This is a genomic window from Candidatus Dormiibacterota bacterium (assembly GCA_035544955.1).
GTDB lineage: Bacteria > Chloroflexota > Dormibacteria > CF-121 > CF-121 > CF-13.
In genome coordinates, this window is the sequence record DASZZN010000003.1 from 13,825 (window position 1) to 33,684 (window position 19,860).

The 19,860-nt window shown below is 61.4% G+C and carries 16 protein-coding genes and 1 pseudogene; 6 read left to right on the forward strand and 11 right to left on the reverse strand.

All coding sequences use genetic code 11. From position 1 onward, the window contains the following. Nucleotides 1-22: 22 nt before the first annotated feature. Entirely contained in the window at nt 23-454 is a 432-nt protein-coding gene (locus VHK65_00425) for an RDD family protein (protein ID HVS04617.1), read from the forward strand. A 728-nt stretch (nt 455-1,182) separates the two neighbouring features. Here VHK65_00425 and VHK65_00430 read toward each other — a convergent pair. The 6 genes from VHK65_00430 to VHK65_00455 all read right to left on the reverse strand — a co-directional run bounded on the left by VHK65_00430 (nt 1,183) and on the right by VHK65_00455 (nt 8,532). After that, nucleotides 1,183-3,144 (reverse strand): hypothetical protein, encoded by a 1,962-nt coding sequence (locus VHK65_00430; protein ID HVS04618.1) that lies wholly within the window; start codon nt 3,142-3,144, stop codon nt 1,183-1,185. Nucleotides 3,145-3,848: 704 nt separating this feature from the next. Next, nucleotides 3,849-4,262, reverse strand: a complete 414-nt coding sequence (locus tag VHK65_00435; GenBank protein HVS04619.1) for a VOC family protein — start codon at nt 4,260-4,262, stop codon at nt 3,849-3,851. Nucleotides 4,263-4,463: 201 nt separating this feature from the next. After that, nucleotides 4,464-4,907, reverse strand: a complete 444-nt coding sequence (locus VHK65_00440) for an IS3 family transposase (protein HVS04620.1) — start codon at nt 4,905-4,907, stop codon at nt 4,464-4,466. 78 nt (nt 4,908-4,985) lie between these two features. Beyond that, nucleotides 4,986-5,264: a transposase gene (locus VHK65_00445; protein HVS04621.1), complete on the reverse strand. Its 279-nt coding sequence runs from the start codon at nt 5,262-5,264 to the stop codon at nt 4,986-4,988. Between the two features lie 725 nt (nt 5,265-5,989). Further along, a complete protein-coding gene (locus tag VHK65_00450; GenBank protein HVS04622.1) occupies nt 5,990-7,057 on the reverse strand; it encodes an RHS repeat-associated core domain-containing protein in 1,068 nt (355 codons plus the stop codon). A 5-nt stretch (nt 7,058-7,062) separates the two neighbouring features. Then, nucleotides 7,063-8,532, reverse strand: coding sequence for a hypothetical protein (locus VHK65_00455; protein ID HVS04623.1), 1,470 nt, complete (start codon nt 8,530-8,532; stop codon nt 7,063-7,065). Here VHK65_00455 and VHK65_00460 point away from each other — a divergent pair. Both VHK65_00460 and VHK65_00465 read left to right on the forward strand, forming a co-directional pair. Next, nucleotides 8,451-9,290 (forward strand): annotated as a pseudogene (locus VHK65_00460) (amidoligase family protein). The gene VHK65_00455 and the pseudogene VHK65_00460 sit on opposite strands and share 82 nt — an antisense overlap. Nucleotides 9,291-9,331: 41 nt before the next feature. Next, nucleotides 9,332-9,631 carry a hypothetical protein gene (locus VHK65_00465; protein ID HVS04624.1) on the forward strand — a complete coding sequence of 100 codons (300 nt, stop codon included), beginning with the start codon at nt 9,332-9,334 and terminating at the stop codon, nt 9,629-9,631. 448 nt (nt 9,632-10,079) lie between these two features. Here VHK65_00465 and VHK65_00470 read toward each other — a convergent pair whose 3' ends face one another. Next, nucleotides 10,080-10,421 carry a hypothetical protein gene (locus VHK65_00470; GenBank protein ID HVS04625.1) on the reverse strand — a complete coding sequence of 114 codons (342 nt, stop codon included), beginning with the start codon at nt 10,419-10,421 and terminating at the stop codon, nt 10,080-10,082. 224 nt (nt 10,422-10,645) lie between these two features. Between VHK65_00470 and VHK65_00475 the strand changes: the two genes are divergently transcribed. Beyond that, entirely contained in the window at nt 10,646-11,518 is an 873-nt protein-coding gene (locus VHK65_00475; GenBank protein HVS04626.1) for a hypothetical protein, read from the forward strand. A gap of 162 nt (nt 11,519-11,680) precedes the next feature. Beyond that, the gene (locus VHK65_00480) at nt 11,681-12,073 is read left to right on the forward strand and encodes a sigma factor (protein ID HVS04627.1); all 393 of its coding nucleotides are present in this window, start codon (nt 11,681-11,683) and stop codon (nt 12,071-12,073) included. A 1,123-nt stretch (nt 12,074-13,196) separates the two neighbouring features. Here the strand turns inward: VHK65_00480 and VHK65_00485 are convergent. The 4 genes from VHK65_00485 to VHK65_00500 all read right to left on the reverse strand — a co-directional run bounded on the left by VHK65_00485 (nt 13,197) and on the right by VHK65_00500 (nt 17,149). Continuing rightward, nucleotides 13,197-14,591, reverse strand: coding sequence for a kelch repeat-containing protein (locus VHK65_00485; GenBank protein ID HVS04628.1), 1,395 nt, complete (start codon nt 14,589-14,591; stop codon nt 13,197-13,199). Next, complete coding sequence (locus tag VHK65_00490; protein HVS04629.1) at nt 14,588-15,541, reverse strand: ABC transporter permease subunit; 954 nt, start codon at nt 15,539-15,541, stop codon at nt 14,588-14,590. Before VHK65_00490 ends, VHK65_00485 begins: the two co-directional genes overlap by 4 nt. Next, a complete protein-coding gene (locus tag VHK65_00495; GenBank protein ID HVS04630.1) occupies nt 15,538-16,215 on the reverse strand; it encodes an ABC transporter permease subunit in 678 nt (225 codons plus the stop codon). The genes VHK65_00490 and VHK65_00495 overlap by 4 nt, the downstream gene beginning before the upstream one ends. Nucleotides 16,216-16,774: 559 nt before the next feature. Continuing rightward, nucleotides 16,775-17,149: a hypothetical protein gene (locus VHK65_00500; GenBank protein ID HVS04631.1), complete on the reverse strand. Its 375-nt coding sequence runs from the start codon at nt 17,147-17,149 to the stop codon at nt 16,775-16,777. Between the two features lie 209 nt (nt 17,150-17,358). On the opposite strand from VHK65_00500, the gene VHK65_00505 reads away from it, so the two are divergent. Then, a complete protein-coding gene (locus VHK65_00505; protein HVS04632.1) occupies nt 17,359-18,279 on the forward strand; it encodes a hypothetical protein in 921 nt (306 codons plus the stop codon). Nucleotides 18,280-19,860 lie beyond the last annotated feature (1,581 nt).

Genomic DNA, 19,860 nt, shown 5'->3' on the forward strand with positions numbered 1-19,860 from the left:
GATGTCCATGCAATCGGGCCCCATGCAACAGCCGGTTTCAGCTGGCGCATCGCTCGTCAATGCACCGAAGGCAGGCTTCTGGATCCGGTTCGTCGCGATCCTCATCGACGGCGTCATTCTCTTGGTCGTCAACCTGGTCGTCAGCGCGGTTCTCAATAGGTCTACGGATCTGGGCAACCTGTTCCGGCTGGTTCTCGGCATCGCCTACTTCAGCTATTTCTGGTCCAACAGCAGCCCCTGGCGGGGCCAGACGGTTGGTATGAAGCTGCTGAACCTGCGGGTCGTCCGCACCGATGGTAGTGACCTCACCATCCTCCAGGGGTTCATCCGCTATGTCGGCCTGCTGATTTCCTGCCTCGCCATCTTGATCGGCGTCATCTGGGTGGCATTCGACCCCAACAAGCAGGGTTGGCACGACAAGATCGCCAGCACCTACGTCGTCAAGACCGCCTAAAGCGCCTGCTCGAAGTCCGCGACCAGATCGTCGACGTGCTCAATCCCGACCGAGCGTCGGACTAACCGCGTCGCTGATCCCGGTCCGCGCTCGCTCGTCGGGCGTCAGCCTGCGGTGTGAGCTCGAGGCGGGTCCGAGGACGGTGTCGCGATTCAGGCATACGCGGAAGTCGTCTGCGCTTTCTGGGCCGCTCACCGAAGAGCAACGTCCGCAAAAGGCAGCGTAGGTGGCACATCCAGCCACGATCAAGCGAGCAGCAATCTACATCAGGAAGTCACAGGTCGATAAAGAGGTGCGCCATTAGGTTGTCGTGGGTTCGAGTGGTATAGAGCCGCGACCACTGTGCACAGCTGTTCATCATCGGTTGCGAGGGTCACCCAACCTGTCTTTCTCGGGCCGGCATAACCAGTGGCCTCCGAGAAAATGTGTACATCTTGACCCGATTAGTCAAGTAGCCACCACCGCGAAAACGAATACGAAAATTGAGGTCAAGCGACCCCGAGCGGACTCGGGGGCGCAAATACCACCGGTGCTTCGCAAATACGCTTGCGGCTCCGCGTCGCTCGGCAGTTAGTCTGTGGGTTTCGTGGACAAGATTCCGAAGCGCGAACGAGACCGAGTCAGGCGAGACCTGCTCGACTACTGTCACCGGGTGCGCTGGCGATGGTCAGGTTGATCGAGACTTTGGAAGGCCTGGCCACCGGCCTCGATCGAAGGATCTGCCGGACTCAGCAGTGGATGCGGCTCAACGGAATCGAGCGCGGGGCGCCTTCCAGTGCCGAACCGGCGTTGGGATCGATCCACCATAGGCTGCCGCCGATCGGCATCGGGCTAACCACGTCCACATCATGGGCAACGCCCGAAAGAGGGACCGTGCACCAGCTCCGGGCACCAGCCGCGAGCAGATACCACGTCGGCCCAGCGATCAGGAGCCGACCGTCGGGAAGCATCTCCAGCGTTCCCGGCGTGTTGTCCTTGGTCAGCTCGGCACCGTTGATCGGTGGCAGCGCGTATCGCAGCCAGGTATGGCCGTCGAGCGTGACCCTCAGCGCGTAGGGACTCAGGGGATCGACCATAACCACGCCATCGTCTGCCAGGCCGATGAGCTGCGCGGTCGCGCACGCGCTCAGAAAATCCGGCCAGCCCAATGCCATCCACGAGCGCCCACTATCGCGGGACATCAAGGTTGATTGCAATCCGTCATGGGCGCTACAGCCCCGATGCGGCAGGGCGCCAAGGGCAAGGCACGGGCCACGGCCAGGGCATGGCAGCGTCGCGCCATGCCAGCTGCGCCCGCCATCGGTTGTTTGCTCGACCGTAAAGTCGGCCGGACCTGGAGCGACGTCGAAGAGCGTGTAATAGAGCGGCTCGACCGAGGTTGCCGAAGCGCGGAACCCGCCGAACCATTGCATGTCATAGTCCGCCGGGAATGGCGCCGGCTGCCAGCTCACGCCACTGTCACGACTGACATACGCGACCGACCCGGCGTTGAAGCCCGATGTCACGAAGCTGGCGTAGATCGTCGCCGGAAAGCGGCTGTCAAGCGCGACCGAGTTGCAGATCAGGTCGGGGTCGAGCGTATTCGGCAATGGATAGTCGGTTGCCGCCGAGGCCTGCTCAAGGCCTGCATCGGAAATGGTGGTCCAGCTGCTACCACCATCGCGCGTGATGTGAATGCTGCCCGCGCCGCAGTAGGCGAACCGCCGGGGATCGCTCGGGTCGACGCCAATCGGGTCCATCCCGGTACGCTGGATGGAAACAGGGTGTAGCGCGGGAAGCGTCGCCCAGTCGGGCGAGCGCGTAATCGAGAAGCGCATCGATGTCAGCATGTCCGCCGGAGGCGTCGCAATGTTGCCCGAGGCCTTGAGAATCTGCGACATCTCGGGTTCGAACCCGATCTCGACGAAGCCGCTGCCGCCGATCCCGGTCAGGGGCGCCCAACCTTCGATGCTCACCAGGCTTCCAGGAGGGCCCAGCATTGGCGTGGCCTGCAAACGGGCGCAACTCGGCGACGCGGCGCAGGGCGATGGGCGCTGCGCGGAGAGGTCGAAGAAGGCTTGCAGGCGCGCGGTCGCACAGGCCCCCTTGCGGTCGAGGTACAACGGTAGACAGGGAACGATGACCGCGTAGCGGCCAGACTGCAATGAGCTGATGGTTTTCCCACGGAACCATGGAGCTGCCGGAACTGTGAAGCTGCCGTCAAAGCGTCCCGCTTCCGATTTGGACCACGTGATGGCGATCGAGCCCTGCAACGCGTCACAGCTTGCCCAGCAGATGTTCGCAGCGTCGGGCTTCCCCACCACCGCTGGCCAAGGCCCGACGTGGCCACTGACCTTGACCTCGGTCCCGGGCGGGCCTGACGCTGGAGTCAGCGTCAGCCAGTCGCCCGCGCGCGCGGCTTGTCGTGAATCCCAGTTTGGCCACGGCTCGAGTCGGATCGCCGAAATCACGGCGTTGCTGGGGCCGAGGGGTACCTGAATACAGGCAACGAAGCGGCCATCGGCCGCCTGCGAAGCCACAGTGCCGCTGCCCACCGGCCCCGGCTGACGGCAGGCGCCGGACGGGCTGGCCGAAGGGTTCGGCGTCGTTCGCGTCCCGAGACTCGACAGATGGCCGGCGGCGATGATCAGGGCACTGGCCACCGTGGCGAGCAAGACCCCGCCTCCCAGCAAGGTTTTTCGGTTTTTCATGGCTGGAGCAGATCTATAACGGAGTGGTCGCCCGAACTTTCTCAGGCCGCATGCTTCACGAGACCACGCCTGAGTACTTGGCCAGGCGGCCAGGCCAAGTTCGCGCCGGGAGCTGGCCCTGCGCAGGCAGCGCACCTTGGAGATGTACCGGGACGGGCTCTGCGACAAAGCGTTCCGAGACAAGTCTCTTGCGGATATTTCTGAAGAGGATGGACGGTGGGACTATGCGACGTCAACCCCCGGCATGTCGCCTCTCCAGGCGCTCGAACTCGTTCGTGGCTTCGCGGCCGCTGTCCAGGAGTCGAGCCCGGCAGCTCAACGGGAGGTCGTCGAGCGGGTATTCACGCGAATCGCCGTCCAAGATGACCAAGTTGTCGACGTGGACATATACCCGGTATACGCCGAGGCTTTCAGGTGGTATTTACGACCCCAACCGGACAAGTTTCGAACTCGCGCGGAATACAAACGCAGAGCTTTGGCTTATCGCCGGACGAGCAGCGAACGCTTGACGGACGCTCGGCGGACGGTCGGCGGACGCCTGTCGCACGCCCAACGAACGGCCTTTTTCACCAAAGCGACGCTCACCCTGCTGCCGCGCCCAGCCCGGGTCAGGCTATGGCAGAGTCGCGGCCTGCCGCGATTGAGATGCGTGACGGCCTCGGCAGAGCAACAGTCCGGCGACGCGGTACGTTCGCATCGCCCGTCTAAGGAAAGTCAGCAGCTGTAAGCCCGCTGGCGTGGCCTGGTGGCCATTGCACCAACTCAATCCGATATCCGTCGGGGTCTGTGATCCATGAGGTTTGGGCTCCGTCGGGTCCACCGGGGAGCTCGATTGGGCCGGCCCTTAGCCCAGCGTGCGATAACGCCTCTATGGTGAGCGTGAGGCTGTCGACTTGAATTGGGAGGTGACTGAACCCCGTGCCGATATCCACGGGGCCATCGGCCGGCCGGTGCACCAGCTCGAGCGTAACTCTCTCCTCACGGGGGAACTTGAGCATGGTCAGGCTTGAGCCGTCCCCGATGTCAACGCGTCCTACCTGCTCATACCCGAGTGCGGTGTAGAAGTCCAGCGATGCCGATAGGTCGGTGACGCGGTACGCCGGGTGGAGAGTCCTCATGCCACTCAGTATCCCGTTCTGACTGGGGCTGCGATGCGAGGTCAGGTACTTGGGAAAGCGGGAGACGAGAGTTTCCCAAGCGAGTCCACGCCCAGAAATCGTATTCAGATCACCTACCAGCTGGCGGCATCGACCATCCTTCCTCCGGCCGCCAAGGGTGGTGCTCGCGGCCGCCCCCACGCGCATCATGGAACCAGCGAGCTATAGCTGAACCATTAGCGAGAGACGGGACTCGGACCGGCGACCACGCTTACGAAGTCTTGAGGGGTCTGGTCGCGGTGCTGTCACAACATTAAGGATGCGGATGGCCACGCCACGACGGGTGCGGGCGCTCACAAAGTCATACGACCAGGTGTGATTGGGCGCCGTCGCCGGCCGGTTCCACGACGCATTCTCGGCGGCGCCCCAGGCTTTCTTCCCCGATGCTTTGCTTCGCTGGGGCGGCACGCGATGGCCCTCCAAGCGCCACAGTCGCGCAATGCGCTTGCGGTTGACCCGCCAGCCAGCTCGCTGCAGCAGCGTGCAGACCATCCGATAGCCATACCGCGGATGCGCGGCCGCTTGCTCGTTCATCGCGGCCACGAGCTTCATCTCCTCCTGGGGCACCAATGGCACATAGCGCTGCGTCGACCGATGTTGGCCCACCACTTTGCATGCCCGACGCTCGGAGACCTTGTGACCGCTTCACCAGATAGACCACCGCGTCCCTCCGTCGCGCCGGGCTCAGAATTTCCCCCGTTGCAGATCCCGCAGCATCGAGATGTCGAGCGCCTGCTCGGCAACGATCCGCTTGAGACGCGAGTTCTCCTGTTCGAGCAACAGCAGCCGTTTGGCTTCGTCTTCCTTGAGCGCCCCGTAGCGGATGCGCCATCGGTAGAAGGTCTGGTCGGTAATCCCCACCTTCTTCGCCGCCATGGGGATCGTCATCCCCTGGCCGGTAAGCTTCTCGACCTCTCGCAACTTGGCAATGATCTGCTCCACCGAGTGCCTCGTGGCGGGCATGCAACACCTCCATCAGCCCTGACATTTTCGCTCGCTACAACATTGAAAATGGACCAGTTTTAGGGGGGCCGGACAGTAACGACTGTGCAGAGCGTTTACCCAGGCGTCGCCGCAGCAGCGGCAGCCTTCGCTACCTTACGAAGATGGGGTCCTCTTATACACAGCATCAGCGAGCTTGCCATTTTCTGTTTCAGTCAAGTTGCCATCTTCGCACCCGAAGATGTAGGCGCCCTTCTGCCAGTTCAAGCCAAACTCGTTCCCAGCCAGCGGGCCGGAATGAAATTCCGCCGAATTGGCTCCGTAGCCTGTGGCTACACCTTCCTTTGTGTAGGGACCCGTAATAGTGCTGCCGACGATGACGTTTGCGCGATACACTTGGGCAGCTGAGGTAGCGTCGCGGAATCTAATGACGAACGCTTGGACGATCCGCAACGGCGGTCGTGTGACTGCGCCGCCCGAGCAAAAGACTGGATCAGCAGCGTAGTTCACAATTGAAAACTCGATAGCTCCACCCTTCCTAGCGGCGGCTTCGCCAGCGGGCGTGTAAAGGTGCATATAGGCCGGAACTGAAGGGCACGGTTGAAGATCGCCCGGGACGTCCGACTGCCTTATGTTCAAACTCGCAGCCGCGGGCGGCTTTGGCGTGGATCCGCAGCCGACCAGAATTATCGGAACAACGATCGCCACCAACGGTGCCCTGACTCTTCGGAATGCTCTCGCAGCAATCATTTGCATCCAGGAGGCTGCCCGCCAGCAGCCGCCGCAGAGTCACCTCCTGGGAGGGCCGCGCTTGCCTGCTCTAGCCAGGACTTGAGCTTTGCAGGCCCAATCTTGTCCTGATAATTTGAATCCTTCGTCTTCAGTATGTTGACAGCGTCGCTTGCGCTCACGTTCAGACGCAGCGCCAAGTAGGCTGTGATTTCTAGAGTCGTCTGGGTTTGGACATTCCAGTAAATTGTTCCCGCCGCGGGCTCGTCTGAAATTCCCCAGATGCTCTGGTTCAAGGCGTAACGCCGGTCAACGAGATCCTGCTCACCCGGATACGGAAGGGCATTCTCATTTCTCGTAATCCGTTCGTTCAGTTGGCAGAGGCACGAAAAGCCGGATAGTCCGGCCGGATCAACGTTGTTGGTTGGAGAGTCATAGGCGTATCCGTACGGCTCCCGCGTCCTAATGGCACGATCGCGGCTAAGAAACTGGCCGGTGCTTGGATCGTAATATCGAGCCCGGAGGTAGTAAGAGTTGGACTCGGCATCAAGATATTGTCCGGCAAAGTCAAAAGGATTCAAGATTGTGCCGCTGCTGGACTTTAACTTGCCGTATGCGTCGAAGGTATAGGTCGCCTGGTTCGCCCCGATAGCATCGGTTACCAATCGGGTGCTCCCCAGCTGATCGTGATGGAGCCACACCGCGATTGATGCGTTGATCTGCTCCAACGGTAAGCCGCCCGGGCCGTACAGGTAGGCTATTGATCCGTCCTTGATTAGCAGCGGCAGACTCCCCACCATATTCCATAAGAACTGGCTCGTTGTCCCAGAAACCGTTTTGCTCATCCGAAGGCCGTCCCCGTTGTAAGCATAGGTCGCAGTTTGGCCGTAAGCGGTCAAGCGGTTGGCTTGATCGTATGACAGGTTGGTCGCACCTCCGGTCGGCGGCGTGACTCTCGTCCGATTGCCACGGGTGTCGTATATATAGCTGGTGGAGCCAGTTGGCGGCGAGGCGCAGGATCCGCTAATGGCAGCCGTCCAGCAGATCTGGTCGGCGACATTAAAGACTTGCTGAGTGCTGCCCATCTGGGTCAGGTTGTCGCCAGCATCATAGGCATAAGCCGTCGCTGCCGGTGGGGCAGCGAGCAGGCCGTAGCGTTTGCGGCGCCGGCGTAGCAGACTTGGTTAGTCGTCGTGTACTGGTAGCTGCCGCTGGTAGAGGGGGCCGAGGAGTCGGAGGTCAGTTGATTAACGCTGTCGCGCGAGTACGCGGCCGAGAATAACGTCGTGCTGCCTCTCACGTCGGCGACAGCCATAAGCCGGTCGGCAGCATCGAAGCTGTACGTATCGACGACGCCAACCCCAGCCGGCAGGGTCTCGGTCGTAAGGTTGGAGTTGGCGTCGTAGGCGAACGTTGTCGTGTTGCTCAGCCAGTCCTGAACCGAGGTGAAGCGGCCCGCATCGTCATAAGCACGGGTGACGTTAAGGCTGCCCGGATAGGTGATCGTGGTTGGCAGGCCGCGGAGGTTGTACGCGTACTGAACCTGAGCCGCATTGCCATTCGTGTAACTGGTCAGCCGATGGAGGCTATCCCAGACCCAGGACGAGGTACCAGTTCCGTCCACCATGGCCGTTCGCTGACCATCGGCATCATAGGTGATGTTGCTGACGTTCGGCGTCGCCCCGTCGCTGTAGGTAATGGTTTTGAGTTCGTTCGCCACGTCGTAGGTAAATGTTGTGCAGCCGGTCTTCGGGGTGGCGGCGCAGTTGCCGCCGGGGTCTTGCTGACTCAGCCGGTTGCCGGCGCCATCGTACGAGTATGACGTCGCGTTCCCTAGTGCGTCCGTGGTCGAGGTGACCCGGGCCAGCGCATCATACGCGTACGTGACGATGGCACTGGCTTTGCCGTCTTTCTGATCAAGGACTGTCCCGTCCGGGTTGTAATCAGTCAACAGGGTCGTGGCGTCAGCGCGGGTTACGACTGTCAGCTCGTTGTCCTTGTCGTAGGTGTAACTGGTCGCGTGATTGTTGGCATCGGTGACCTTCGTAGCATTACGATCACCGTCATATTGGTAAGCGGTCTGATGGCTCAGTGGGTCGGTGGCGGTGAGCCTATCACCGAAGGGGTTGTAAGCGTAGCTTGTCGTGTACTGGCTTTGACAGCCGCAGCCCGCGACGTTTCCCTTTGGCGAGACTGTCGAGGTCATCCGGCCCAAGGTGTCGTAGCCGTATGTGGTCGCGTTGCCAAGGGTATCAATGACCTTGATACGGTCCCCATACTGGTCGTAGGCGTACTGCCAAACTTTGCCGTCAGCGTCCGTCATCGACGTCATGTCCCCGGCCTTATTGGGGTCGTAAGTGTAGGTGACGGTCGCCGTTTGGCTGGTGCCCGTTAACGGCCGAGTGGTCGAGGCCAGGTTGCCACGCCCGTCGTAGGTGTTCGTGGTCGTGACGTTGAGGGGATCCGAACCAGACGTTCGGCATCGAAATCGAGTTCGATGGGGCGAACCCCAACGCCGTAGCCCGCGCGTTGCATGAAGCCGGCTTAGCCTCGAGCGCACATCAGGAGCCGTATCACTCGAGCAGTCGCGTTCCAGGCAAGTGGACGGTCGAGCACGACGCGACCGTCGCGGGCGAGCTGGTCAGTCCGATTCTGCAGGACACGCCGGAGACCTGGGCGCAGCTCGAACGTGTGTGTCAGATCCTGCAGGCACAGGGAGCGCGCGCGAGCGGCCGGACCGGTGGCCATGTCCACGTCGGGGTCGACTCCGCAGGGATGGACCACGACGTCAACAAGTTCCGCCGCGTCGCCCGAATGTGCGCCTGGGCCGAGGATTTGCTCTATCGCCTGGCGGCCGCGACGGGACGGCGAGGACGCAGCCACCGCGGCAGCACTAACGGCTATCGCTGGTGCGGCCCCATGGGCTCGGGACAGTTTGAGGAGGTGCAAGGCCTCAGCGACCTGGCCAACCGGGTCGGCAGCAGTCACTCGGTCGGTCTGAACTTCGGCAACATCCTCGAACGCAACCGGACCATCGAGTACCGCTACTTCGACTCGAGCCTGGATCCCGCTCGCTTGCAGGCGAACATCAAGCTGGCCTGCTGGGTGACGAAGCGCGCGTCCGAGCTCCCGGATAACGCGATCCCCCGGGAACGTACGCCTCTCGGGAGTCATGGGAGCCCCCGCGATCCCGACGATGGCGATCGGCTCCTGCGACGCTTCGCCGACCTCATCTTTGTTCGCCCCAAGGACAAGCTCAAGCTGTATTGGGTCTATCAGCGCTCGGCCTGGCAGCGGACGCGAGCGAGGGCCGCCTGATGTATCGGCCGGTCCATCCGGGAGATCCGCAGGAATTGCCCATGCGAATGCTTTTCCATCCAGTCGGCAACGGTGTCTATCTCAGCGCGTGCGAGGCCGACAGCATGCGCGGGCTGGTTGCCGCCCTCCTCGACAATCCTGCCTACGAAGCCGCTGCGCCGCAATCCCGGCTTGTGGAACGCCTTCGGATCGCGAACGACATCACGCTGCTCGCCGAGCTCGAAGGCCGGCCGCTGCTTATCTCAGATCGCGAAGGACCGGACACCATCGTGATCGTGTCCGACCACACGTTCATTCGCTCACTGAACCAGGCTGGGTTCGTTTCTTTGACGCAGGCCTGACCGCTATCACGGATCCTCAACGCTTCGACTTCCGGCAATGGATGCGCACGCTCGACGAGGATAGCCTGGCACGATTCGAGAGGTTCCTCGACCTTGCGGCTGAGGCGACGGTCTTGAGCGACCGCTCCGCTGGCCAAGATGCCGCTTTAAGGAAGAGCGCTCGCGGCCGGTCTCAAAATAGCTGACCAACCGGTCCTGTCATCGCCTTCGGCCAAAGATACTTGCCTTCGTTTGGCATCGTAGTTAGGATGCCGGCATGAGAATCGTACGCGCGAAACAGTTACCCGAAATTGCCGTCAAATTTCTGCGGATGAGCGATGCTCCGACACAGTCGCCCGAGAACTCTCTCGAAGGTCAGGACTGGGGCATCGACGAAGGGATCATCAGAAACCCCAGCCATGCATTGTTCGGCATTAACGTCATCCATACGTTCCGCCTCCTCCACGCGTCACATCGCGGATTGAAAGGCGTCGAGGTTTTTGACGAGATGATCCGCTGGGCTCGCGCCGGACGGTTCAAGTACATCCTTGTCGACAAGTACGACCGCTTCGGCCGCAACCTCCGCGAAGCGGTCACCGTCGAGGATGAATTGAACGAAGCGGGCGTCTACATCGTCTCCGCCAAAGAGCAGTTCGATCAGCGACAGCCAGCGGGATGGCTCGCTAAGACGCTGATGCAGATGCTGGCCGACTTCTATAGCCGGAACCTCGCCACCGAGACTCGAAAAGGGATGCGGGCAAAGCTCGAACGCGGCGAGTGGCCATGGGCGGCTCCGCTGGGCTACAGACATCCGAGCCGGCGCACTGAGCGAGGACGCGCGGTCAGCATCCTTGAGGAAGATCCGGTCACTGGACCCCGCGTCCGGTGGGCATGGCAGGAATTCGCAACCGGGAAGTATACGTTGGACCAATGGATGGATACCTGGAATGCCCAGGAAGTCATTAATCCTATCGGGAAGCGTCTCGTGAGGTCCCAGTGGCATGGCCTCTTCCGAAATCGGTCTACGTCGGAAAAATGCTCACTCGGCTCTTTCCAGGCGAAGAGTTCGAAGGCCACGAGGAAATGCCGCGACTTGTCAGCCCGGGAACCTTTGACCGGGTACAAGAGCTCCTTGACATCCGCAGCAGCCATAAGAAACAACACCATGTCAACGACTACCCGCTCGTCAAGATTCTCTGGAGTCAGGAGGGTGGCTGTGGTTTCCACGGGGAGACTCAGCCTAAGAAGAAAGCCTCCTATTACCGGACAAAGGCCAAGGTTGATGGGCGGAAGATCTATCTGGGCCAGAAAGGGGTCGAGAGCGAGTTCAGCAGGTTGTTGGCGCGAATCCAGATCCGTCCTGAGATGGCGGATGGATGTAGGGCGGAACTGCTGGCCCGGCTCAAGGAGCGCGTTCCTGGGCAGCGCCAGCTTGAGGCGGACAAGCTCGAGAAGCAGGTGCATCGCCTTGAGGAAAAGGCGAGAACGCTGATCCGTCTGCACACAAACGGCGATATCTCGTACGACGAGTTCAGGGGCGAACGGTCACTGAACGAGGCCGCCCAGAGGGAGCTTCGGGAGCGGCTGAGCCATGCCAGCGCGGGCTTCGAGAAAGAGGCGCACGACGTCACCACCGGGCTGGCGATTTTGTCGAGCCTCGAGGTCATCTGGGACCGGTGCGCGACGGCGGAACGGCGGCGAGAATTCGCAGAACTCCTGTTCTCCCGCGTGACCGTCGACCAATACTCTCGGACCCGGGATTGGGCTCTTAATAATCCTTTTCAGCGGCTTTTTGAATTCGCCCAGCCCGGTTCGAAACTTGTTCTGGATGGCGACCCCGAGCGGACTCGGGGCGCAAATACCATCGGTTCTCCTCAAATACGTTTGATATATCCGCACACCAAATAAACCGTTTAAGCGATACGCACCACCAGCCGAGTCCGTTCGAATCCGCCACGGGCTCCTCCGCAGCAGTCTGCTCTTAACGGTGACCGGGCTTGGCATTGTTCCGCCCCTGGCCAGCAGGGCTACTCCCTAAAGTCGGAAAGTTATCCTCTCTGTAGGTGAGCGGTGGGCCTGCTCGATCCTAAGCGTCAAGTCGAACTCGATGAGCTGCTGACCGCCCTTGCAGCGGCCGGATCGTCGCCTGACGATCCCGTCGTGATGTACCTCCGTGAGATTGCGTCCGTTGAAGCGCTGCCACGCGAGACGGAAGCCGACCTGCTCGCCGCCATCCGGCGCGGTGACGAAGCTGCACACTACCGGTTGACCGAGCTCAACCTCTGGGAAGTCGTCCGCATGGCGCAGCAATTTATTGGCCGTGGAGTGTCATTTCTCGATCTCGTGCAGGAGGGCAACCTTGGCTTGATTCGAGCAGTCTCCGAAGTCCCTTTAGAGCAGGAATCGTTCGGCGAGAAACGTGATGCGCGCGTCCGCGAGGCGATCGAGGGGGCCTTCGGTTGAACTTCTCTTGCCTCCGTTGCGGGCGCTTCAGGCTCTTTCATTAGTGGCCGGCGCGAGACCTCGGCCTCGGATCGAATCGGGATGTTCGATTAGTGTCCGCCACGGGCTATGACCGTAATTTGCCTGCATCGCCCGCTCCTCACAAGGGAAGAGCTTGCCTCGCCTAAATCCGTGTGAAGTCGTAAGTCCACGTGCAATCGGTTACCGGCTCTGGTGTGGCCATAGTGAGACCATCGCCGAAATAGACGTTGGTATATACCTTGTACTGCTGCCCTGGGATGTCGCCCGTGACTCCAGTCGGCGAGTCGCGGTTGTTTATGTAGAAGTCCAGCTTGTACCATTCCACTCCATCTGCCCCCGCCAGTTGTAGTCGGATTGCACAGCCGCCCACTCCTTCCTCGACCGTGACACGGTAGCGACCGGCCGGAAGGTATCCAAGGTCAGCAGTGGTCCCTCGTCCGTGGAGAACAATCGTGTTGCCACGATGCTCGATTCGCGTTCCGGGGCCTTTCCCCAGATTAGTGAGAGCGAGCACACTCCCAACCACGATGCATAGCAGGATTGCCCCAACCGCACCCGCCTTCCATAGCTTCATTGCGTGCTTCTTCTTCGTGGCTGGTGGCCACACTCGAAGAACGCATCCGCTCAGCGGTTCCGGCACCTACTCCTAGCGTTCGATTAGTGTCCGCCACGGGCTAAAACCCCACTTCTGTCCTTACGACTAACGTCGCGAGTTCCTTAACGGCAACTCGATGGATGGATTCGATTGGTGCACTCGGCTGAGCCGGTGGCGCGACGTGATCCGCGTGAGGTCTCAACTCGACGGTACCGCTCCTCGAGGCCACAACTCCTTCTCATCGTCTGAGAGATGGGTGGCTACCGGATTCCATGACCGGCATGCGCCTCGACGAAACGCTGCCGGCATTCCGCGCCAAGTAAACGGCGGTCAGCGATCGCCGGATGCCTCGATCGTTGCCCGCTCTCGTCTGCTTCGCCACCAGCCCGTCACAGACCGCTCATACGCTGGTCCCAGATGCTGGCTCAGTTGCGCAGACTTGTCAGCCACCGGTTGGCACTCGACGTTGGCATCGGCATCGCTCTTGCCGTGCCCGTTGTGCCGTGCTCATCTATAGCCCGGCCGACTGGCGATCCGTGCGCGTGCATACCGCACTAAGACAATGAGCAGGAAGAATAACGCGCTAACGACGAGATACGGCGTGGTGCGAGCGGAGTTGAGCGGGTTTTCTGCCTGTTGCAACGGCGCCGCTGCTGCCGGAAGAGCCGATGTCCCGCCGGGGTCGAAGAGGACGCTCTCGTTAGAGAGCATCACCAGCACTCTCCCGGTCGAGAGGCGAACGGCCTCGATCCCGAATGCCGAACTAGCGCTAATCACGCTCGGGCCCGCGTTCCAGCGGTCTACGGTCGGGTCGTAAAACTCGGCAACCAGCGGGCTGGTCGGCGTAGCCGACGGCCCTCGGAGGAGGAGCAGCACTCGCCCGTCATTGAGCAGGACGGCGGACGCTGCGCCATTCGTCGCGATGGGTGGTGCCGTTGACAGCCTTGACCAGGAATCAGACACCGGATCGTAAAGCTCCCCGCTTGTGAGCGAGGAGAAAATACCTGGTGTTGCATTGGCCGGTAGGCGCACACCACCAATCACGAGTACCTTGCCATTGGCCAGTCGCGTAGCGATGGCCGAGGAGCGACTCTCAAGCAGTGGATGGGCTTTCGACCAAGTCCCCGTGCCAGGGTCGTAGAGCCAGCTATCGACCACTGATCCCCTATTCGCCACATAGCCTCCGGCGAGCAGGACTTTGCCGGACTCGAGGAGGGTGGCCGTAAACTGCTCGATCGGCTCGGGGAGACTAAAGGGCTGCTTCCAACTCCTCGTGGTCGGGTCGAATATCTCAGCTGTGGCGAGCGGCGGTGGTGCCTCTCCGATGGTTAGCGCGCTTCCCCCATAGCCTCCGAGGACGAGGACGCGCCCATCGGCAAGAAGGAGCGCGGTATGACCTTCGCGAGGGACGGACATGTGACCGGCGGAGACCCACTTCCCGCTCGGCAGGTAAAGGATTGCACTATCGGTACCGCCCCCGGTCAATGAATTCGGGCCCTCGTACCCGCCTGTAAACAGAACGGATCCGTCGCGAAGCGTCGTCGCCGTCTGCTGGGCGCCGGGCGCGGGCATTCGCGCTACAGCCGTCCAGGTGTTCGTGACGGGGTCGTAGCGGTCGGTGCCGGCAGACGGTTTCCCGTTGGCGAAGTAACCTCCGGTCGCCAGCGCGGCGCCATCCGCAAGGGCAACAAGTGTTGCGCCATCACGACTCGAGGCGGTGTCAACAGGAGCTCCCCACCTGGCCAGTGCGGATGACGGACTCGAGCTGCCTCCTAGCGCCGTACCAGTGCCTGAAGGCGCGGGCTGGACCGAACTACCACTAGGTTCGGCCGCCTCGGCCGCGAGACTGGCCAGGCTCAGGATCGCCGCTGCGACCAGTCCGAGCGAAGCGATCCGTCTCACGCCACTCGTACCGCTGATCGGGAACGCAGCGCGAGGCCAATCAGCTCGAACGAGAGGGCCATCAACGCGATAGCCACGGCCGGCACGATGGCCGGTAGGAACTCGCCGTGCAAGATATAGCGCCGCGCGTCCGCCACCAGTTGTCCAAGCTCCGGACGTACCAGCAGGTGGACGATGTTGTTATTCGGCTGAGACGTGGTGACCACAGGGCCAAGGTAGACCTGCAAGTAGCCCAGCTCGGCCAACAGGACCAGAACCGCGCTCGCCTGGAAAGGAATCTCCACGGTGAGTGCCGGCCGCAAGTGCGGCATCACATGGAGGCGGAAAAAAGTCAGAGCGGGCGTCCCAAGCGCCTTGGCCCCTATGGCGAAGGGCTGGGCGCGCACGTATGAAACGCGCTCGGCGACCACCTCAGCAACATCGCGCCAGCCGATGACGGACAAGCCAACCACGAAGGCGAAGAGCTTTCCTCTGGAGGACAGATTGTGAACCACGATGATGGCCAGTGCCAGGTAGGGAAATCCGACAACCCAGCGACCCATTCCCCGGCTGATCGTTCGCACCAGCGTACTGCCCATGCTCATGGCGATGCCGGCAACAAACCCAACAAACAATCGAGCCACCACGACGATCGCCACCAATTGAAGGGACGGCAAGGCTCCGTGCGCGATGAGCGCGAGCAGGTCGCGACCTCCCTCATCAGAACCCAGGAGGTAGAAATGCGTACCCCCGGGTTGGGCATTGAAGTCGAAGACGTTGAGGGTTGTGAGCGCGGGAAAGGGAGCGAGTTTCACGGTGGTGGTCCCACTCACCACGCCGCCGGCCCAGACCGTAGTTGCCCATTTGACGGGTATGAGCAGCCCCCCAACCAGAAGACCGACGAGCGCAATGAGGAGGATAATTGCGCCAAGAGTCAGCAGCGCCTTCGGCAATCGAGCCAGTGGCTTCACGCTTTCTCCAGCTGCAGGTCTCGAAGGCGCGGGTCGAGTCGGGTCTGTAGCATTCCCACCGCTGCCTCGATAAGGACCAAGACAACGGCCATGGCCACGACGAGCGCAATGGCGAGCTGGGGTTGCGGCTGCGGCGGGTTGTCGCCGTAGCCCACGCCAAGGGACAGCACCAGCAGTTGGCCGAACCCCGGATAGGCAAAGAAGAACTCGACGAGTGGGAGCGAGCCGATCATGAGTCGGAACGAACTCAGCCAGCCGGTGGCGATGGTTGCGGCGGCCGGCCGAAAGATGTGCCGCGCCGCGATTCTCCCCCAGGGCAGACCGCGGGCGCGCGCGGCGCGAACGTGGTCGGCGGTTTCCTCCAGATCGAGCGTTACCCGGGCCTGGCGGAAGATGTAGGCCGCCGGGCGGATACCCAACACGACGGAGGCCCACAGAACCTGCAGTGCTGACACCGTTCCGTAGGCTCCGCCGACTGGCGTCCCAGTGGCGCTGTAGATGAGGAATTGAACCTCCTGCACGACCGCGGCAATCAGAAACGTCGGCGCCACCCAGAGAACGGTGACCAAGGGAATCACCGCCAGTAAACGTCGACTCCTGCTCGCGGTGATGAGGAAGGCAGCTCCCAGCCCGCTGCAGGTCGCCCAGACGACGGTCGTCGCCAGGAGCGCCAAGCTCCGCAGAGAGGCCGAGACAGCCGTTTGGGCGATATTCCCCGCGTCGGGCGCCGGTCCGGATGTCGGAGGCCCAGGCTCCGCTGGGGCACCGCTCACGAGCCACCAGCTGACGAGTAGAATCCCGCTGACCTGAAAGGCCAGCACGGCCAGGAAACGGACTCGCGGCCAGATACGCTCGGAGCCCGAGAACACAGCAGGGAGGGCTAGGCTCACCGTAAGTGCAATTAGGCTCAGGTTCAGCCAGATCATGTGTCGCCGCCAAGATTATCCCGGCCGACTATTGGGAAGTTGTTAGTCGGAACCCGTGATTGCCCCACGGCTGATGGTCTACCGATGAATGCAAAGGGCAGCGATTGGTTTCAGAGAGCGGGAGACGAGTGTCGTGCTCACGCAAGGCCACGAATGGTCTGGCATCCCGACTTGTTCTGACGACGTAGGCCTTGCTCGGACTCGCGTTCGAACCCGCGCGGGAACCACTTGGCGACCCTGGTCGCTGCTTGCGCGGCGTCCCAATGCGCGATGCCACTTGACGGGTAGGGGTTTCGAGGCTGAGCCTTTAGTGCCAGCCGATGCGAAGCAGAGGCGGCAGATACAAACCGATCACGCCGAGAATGGCAACTGCCCCGGTCGCGGTCCATCCGACGATCTTCAGCGTGCGCGACGGTGCCGGGTGCCTGGACAACAAGAACGCAGTGACACCAGCCGCTGCTGCTCCACCGCTAAGCCTGGGCGCGAACGAGAAGATCAAACCACACACGAGAATGACACCGACCGCCGAGACCTTGCTCCGGAGTGACCAATTCTTGGTGAAGAACATGGCAACAACGCCGAGGGGCCAGAGTATTGCTGACAGGGATACAACTGCCAGGTCCGCACGACTCGCGCGTTGATTCGTGCTGAACGGCTGCGTCGCAGGCTTGATCTGCTCCACGGGACTCTCTGGAACACGTAACGCACCGGGTCGCACCATCCTTCAGGGTCGGTCGTACTCAACCAGATCACAGGGAAACGGTCGACACCCGTTTGGCAAGCCCCAACAGAAGTGTCAGGTTATCCGCGTCATATCGAAGTGCGAGTCAGCAAGGGTCCCCGACGGTGAGCGATCTCGTCCACCGAACGCCCTGGCCTAGGCGCTTGTGGGTGCCGGCTCGAATCCGCTTTGCGACGAGCCTCACCCCGGATGAGATCGTCGCCCGACTTGCTGATCAGAGCCAAGGCTACACCGCCCCTCGTGACGGGAACCTAAGCAAGATCGGCTATCGAATCGAAGTCACTCCACGGGGTTTCAAGCTTTTCAAGGTCGCTGGGAGGTTTCTTGGCAACCCACCCCGGACGATCGCGGTTCTCGATGCAACTACTTCGCAGACAGGTGCGGGCACGGTTATCAACGGCGAGGCGCGACTGCCGTACCCGTACTTGACCATGTTCTGCGTCTTCTGGCTTGCTACGATCGGCAGCTCCCTCTTCCCTGACAAAGGAATGTTCGTTGCCGCGCTGATTCTCTGGGGAGGGTTCGGGTCACTGTTCACGCTGGCACAGCGCGTGGACGCTGGCCGAAGCGTTTCCACGTTTGCAAGCCGGTTAGAGATCGCCCTGGGAGCACCGTTGGCGACTTCACTCCCCGACGTGGAAATTCCTACTGCACCTAACCTCCCGCCACAATTTGTCCGTCCGCCACTCTTCAGCTCTCGCCTTGAGGCCGGGATCTTCCTCGCCGGGCTCACAGCTTTCTGGGGCGGCTTCCTAATCCTGGGTCTGATGCAGGCGACAATGGACGGACACTCAGCTCACCACGGGCCGACGGGCCCCGGGGAAGTCGCCGTATTTGTGCTGATCTTGGTGGGCGGTCTCCTCGCAACTATTGCACAGCGGGGCCTGCTGGTGCGCATGACTCAGACGACCATCCCCACGGCCGGAACGATGATGCGGATGATTATGCCGGGTACGCTCAGCGGTGCAGCTCGTAAACTCGGCTTGAATGGGCCGGTGGTGGCAGGGATTCTTTATCTCGTCCTTGTCCTGGGCATCGTCACCTTCTTGAGCTCACTTACGGTTCGCTGAACCAACTCCGTACGCATTCGCGGCCTGAGCGGCTTCCCCACCGTCTGCGGATTAACTCACAACTGACTCCAATCAGCTGAGCCACGACGGGGGCCGTCCCGCTGTTTACAAATCAGCCAGCAATTGAATTCAGCAGTGATTTTCGCTTTCCATGTATTCATAACGCGTCCATTGACTGGTGTTAAGTCCTTCGGGTTGGCTACAGAATTGGCTACAGTAAATAGCCGAACGGCCGTGGATCGTCAGCGAATGTTCGGGCGACAGTGCAATGGTGAGCCGGCGTGCTTTGCCGAGCGCGCTTTCCTGCAACGGAGTCTGGCCTGCCCGCGAATTTATGGTAGGAATGTTGTGGCTCTTCAACTGAGGCCGATTTTGGAGAATGTCTGCGCGCTTAACCCGCTGCGATCCTAGCGCCTACCGGCATCTGAACATAAGTCAATCGCGGTGTCACCCCCCGCCCGTGTCTGGTGAACCGCGGCGGTTCTGATACTCGGCCAGAAGAACGACTGCCAGGCCGACAAGACCAGGTATCTGCACCAGACGAAGCCAAGCTTGGAAAGCCAAGAGCCTGCGCACTCGAGTGCCATTCGAGCGCCTGCTCGACCAGAAAAATGCCGAAGAGCAGCGAGCCGGCTCCGCCGATGCGGACAAAGGCAACCCTCGAGTCGGATCCGCCCAACCGCATCCGAACCCTTCTACCCGTCACTACCTCAAAGATTCCGGCCGCGATCAGCGCGGCACCGCAGAGCCCTACGACGATATAGGCAAGAGGCGAGGATGTAATCGCCGCAGCGTAGGCTGGCTGTACTGGTGGGAAGAGCATCAGAACCAACTCCGCATTACGAGCCGCGGGAAATTGTTGCGGTCGAGCCGCTGGCAAAACCGCGAACTTACAAGGCGAGCCTGAGCCGCGAGCCGCGGCAGCCACAAACCGAGGGTCCGCACTGAGATAGGCCAGACCTTCGAGTTCACGGCTCCTACGGCCCAGCAAAGCCGAGCCGGTCCACAGGCACTCATACGCCGCCTCAGATGCACTAACAACAATCCCAATCTATGGTAGTGACCGGAGACGTTATTCAGATCCTCATGCTTGCTCGAGTTGGCCAGCCGGCTGCCCGCGAAGCCATTCCGGGCAGCCCGCATCACGGATCGGACTTCCATCTGCGGTTCCACCCGTTTTTGACAAATCCGGCGTTTTGTGCTAGCCTATACACTATTTTGTTGTGCATAGCAAGAACAGCCCGAAGGAGAGGCAGGCGTATGAGGTAAGGCCAGCGGAGGCGAGACCCGGATACCGGGGAGCCAATCGCCCTCGCTTTCCAGCATCCCCATGCGGGCCGACTGAGCCAGACAAACTGGGACGCCCGCAATCTCAAGGAGGCCTTCCTCGATGTCGCCCAGCCGAGCGGCGTTTCTATCCGAGTTCGAGCGACTTCTTCCCTCGCCAGGCTTGAGGGAGTGGCTAGACACGATCCGACGACAACATCCTTGCTTATCCGGTGTCAGAGACCCGGTTGCCCTCCGTCAGTTTCTCCATACGCGCGACAAGGACCCTCGAAAGCCCGAGATCTGGCGAGCCCT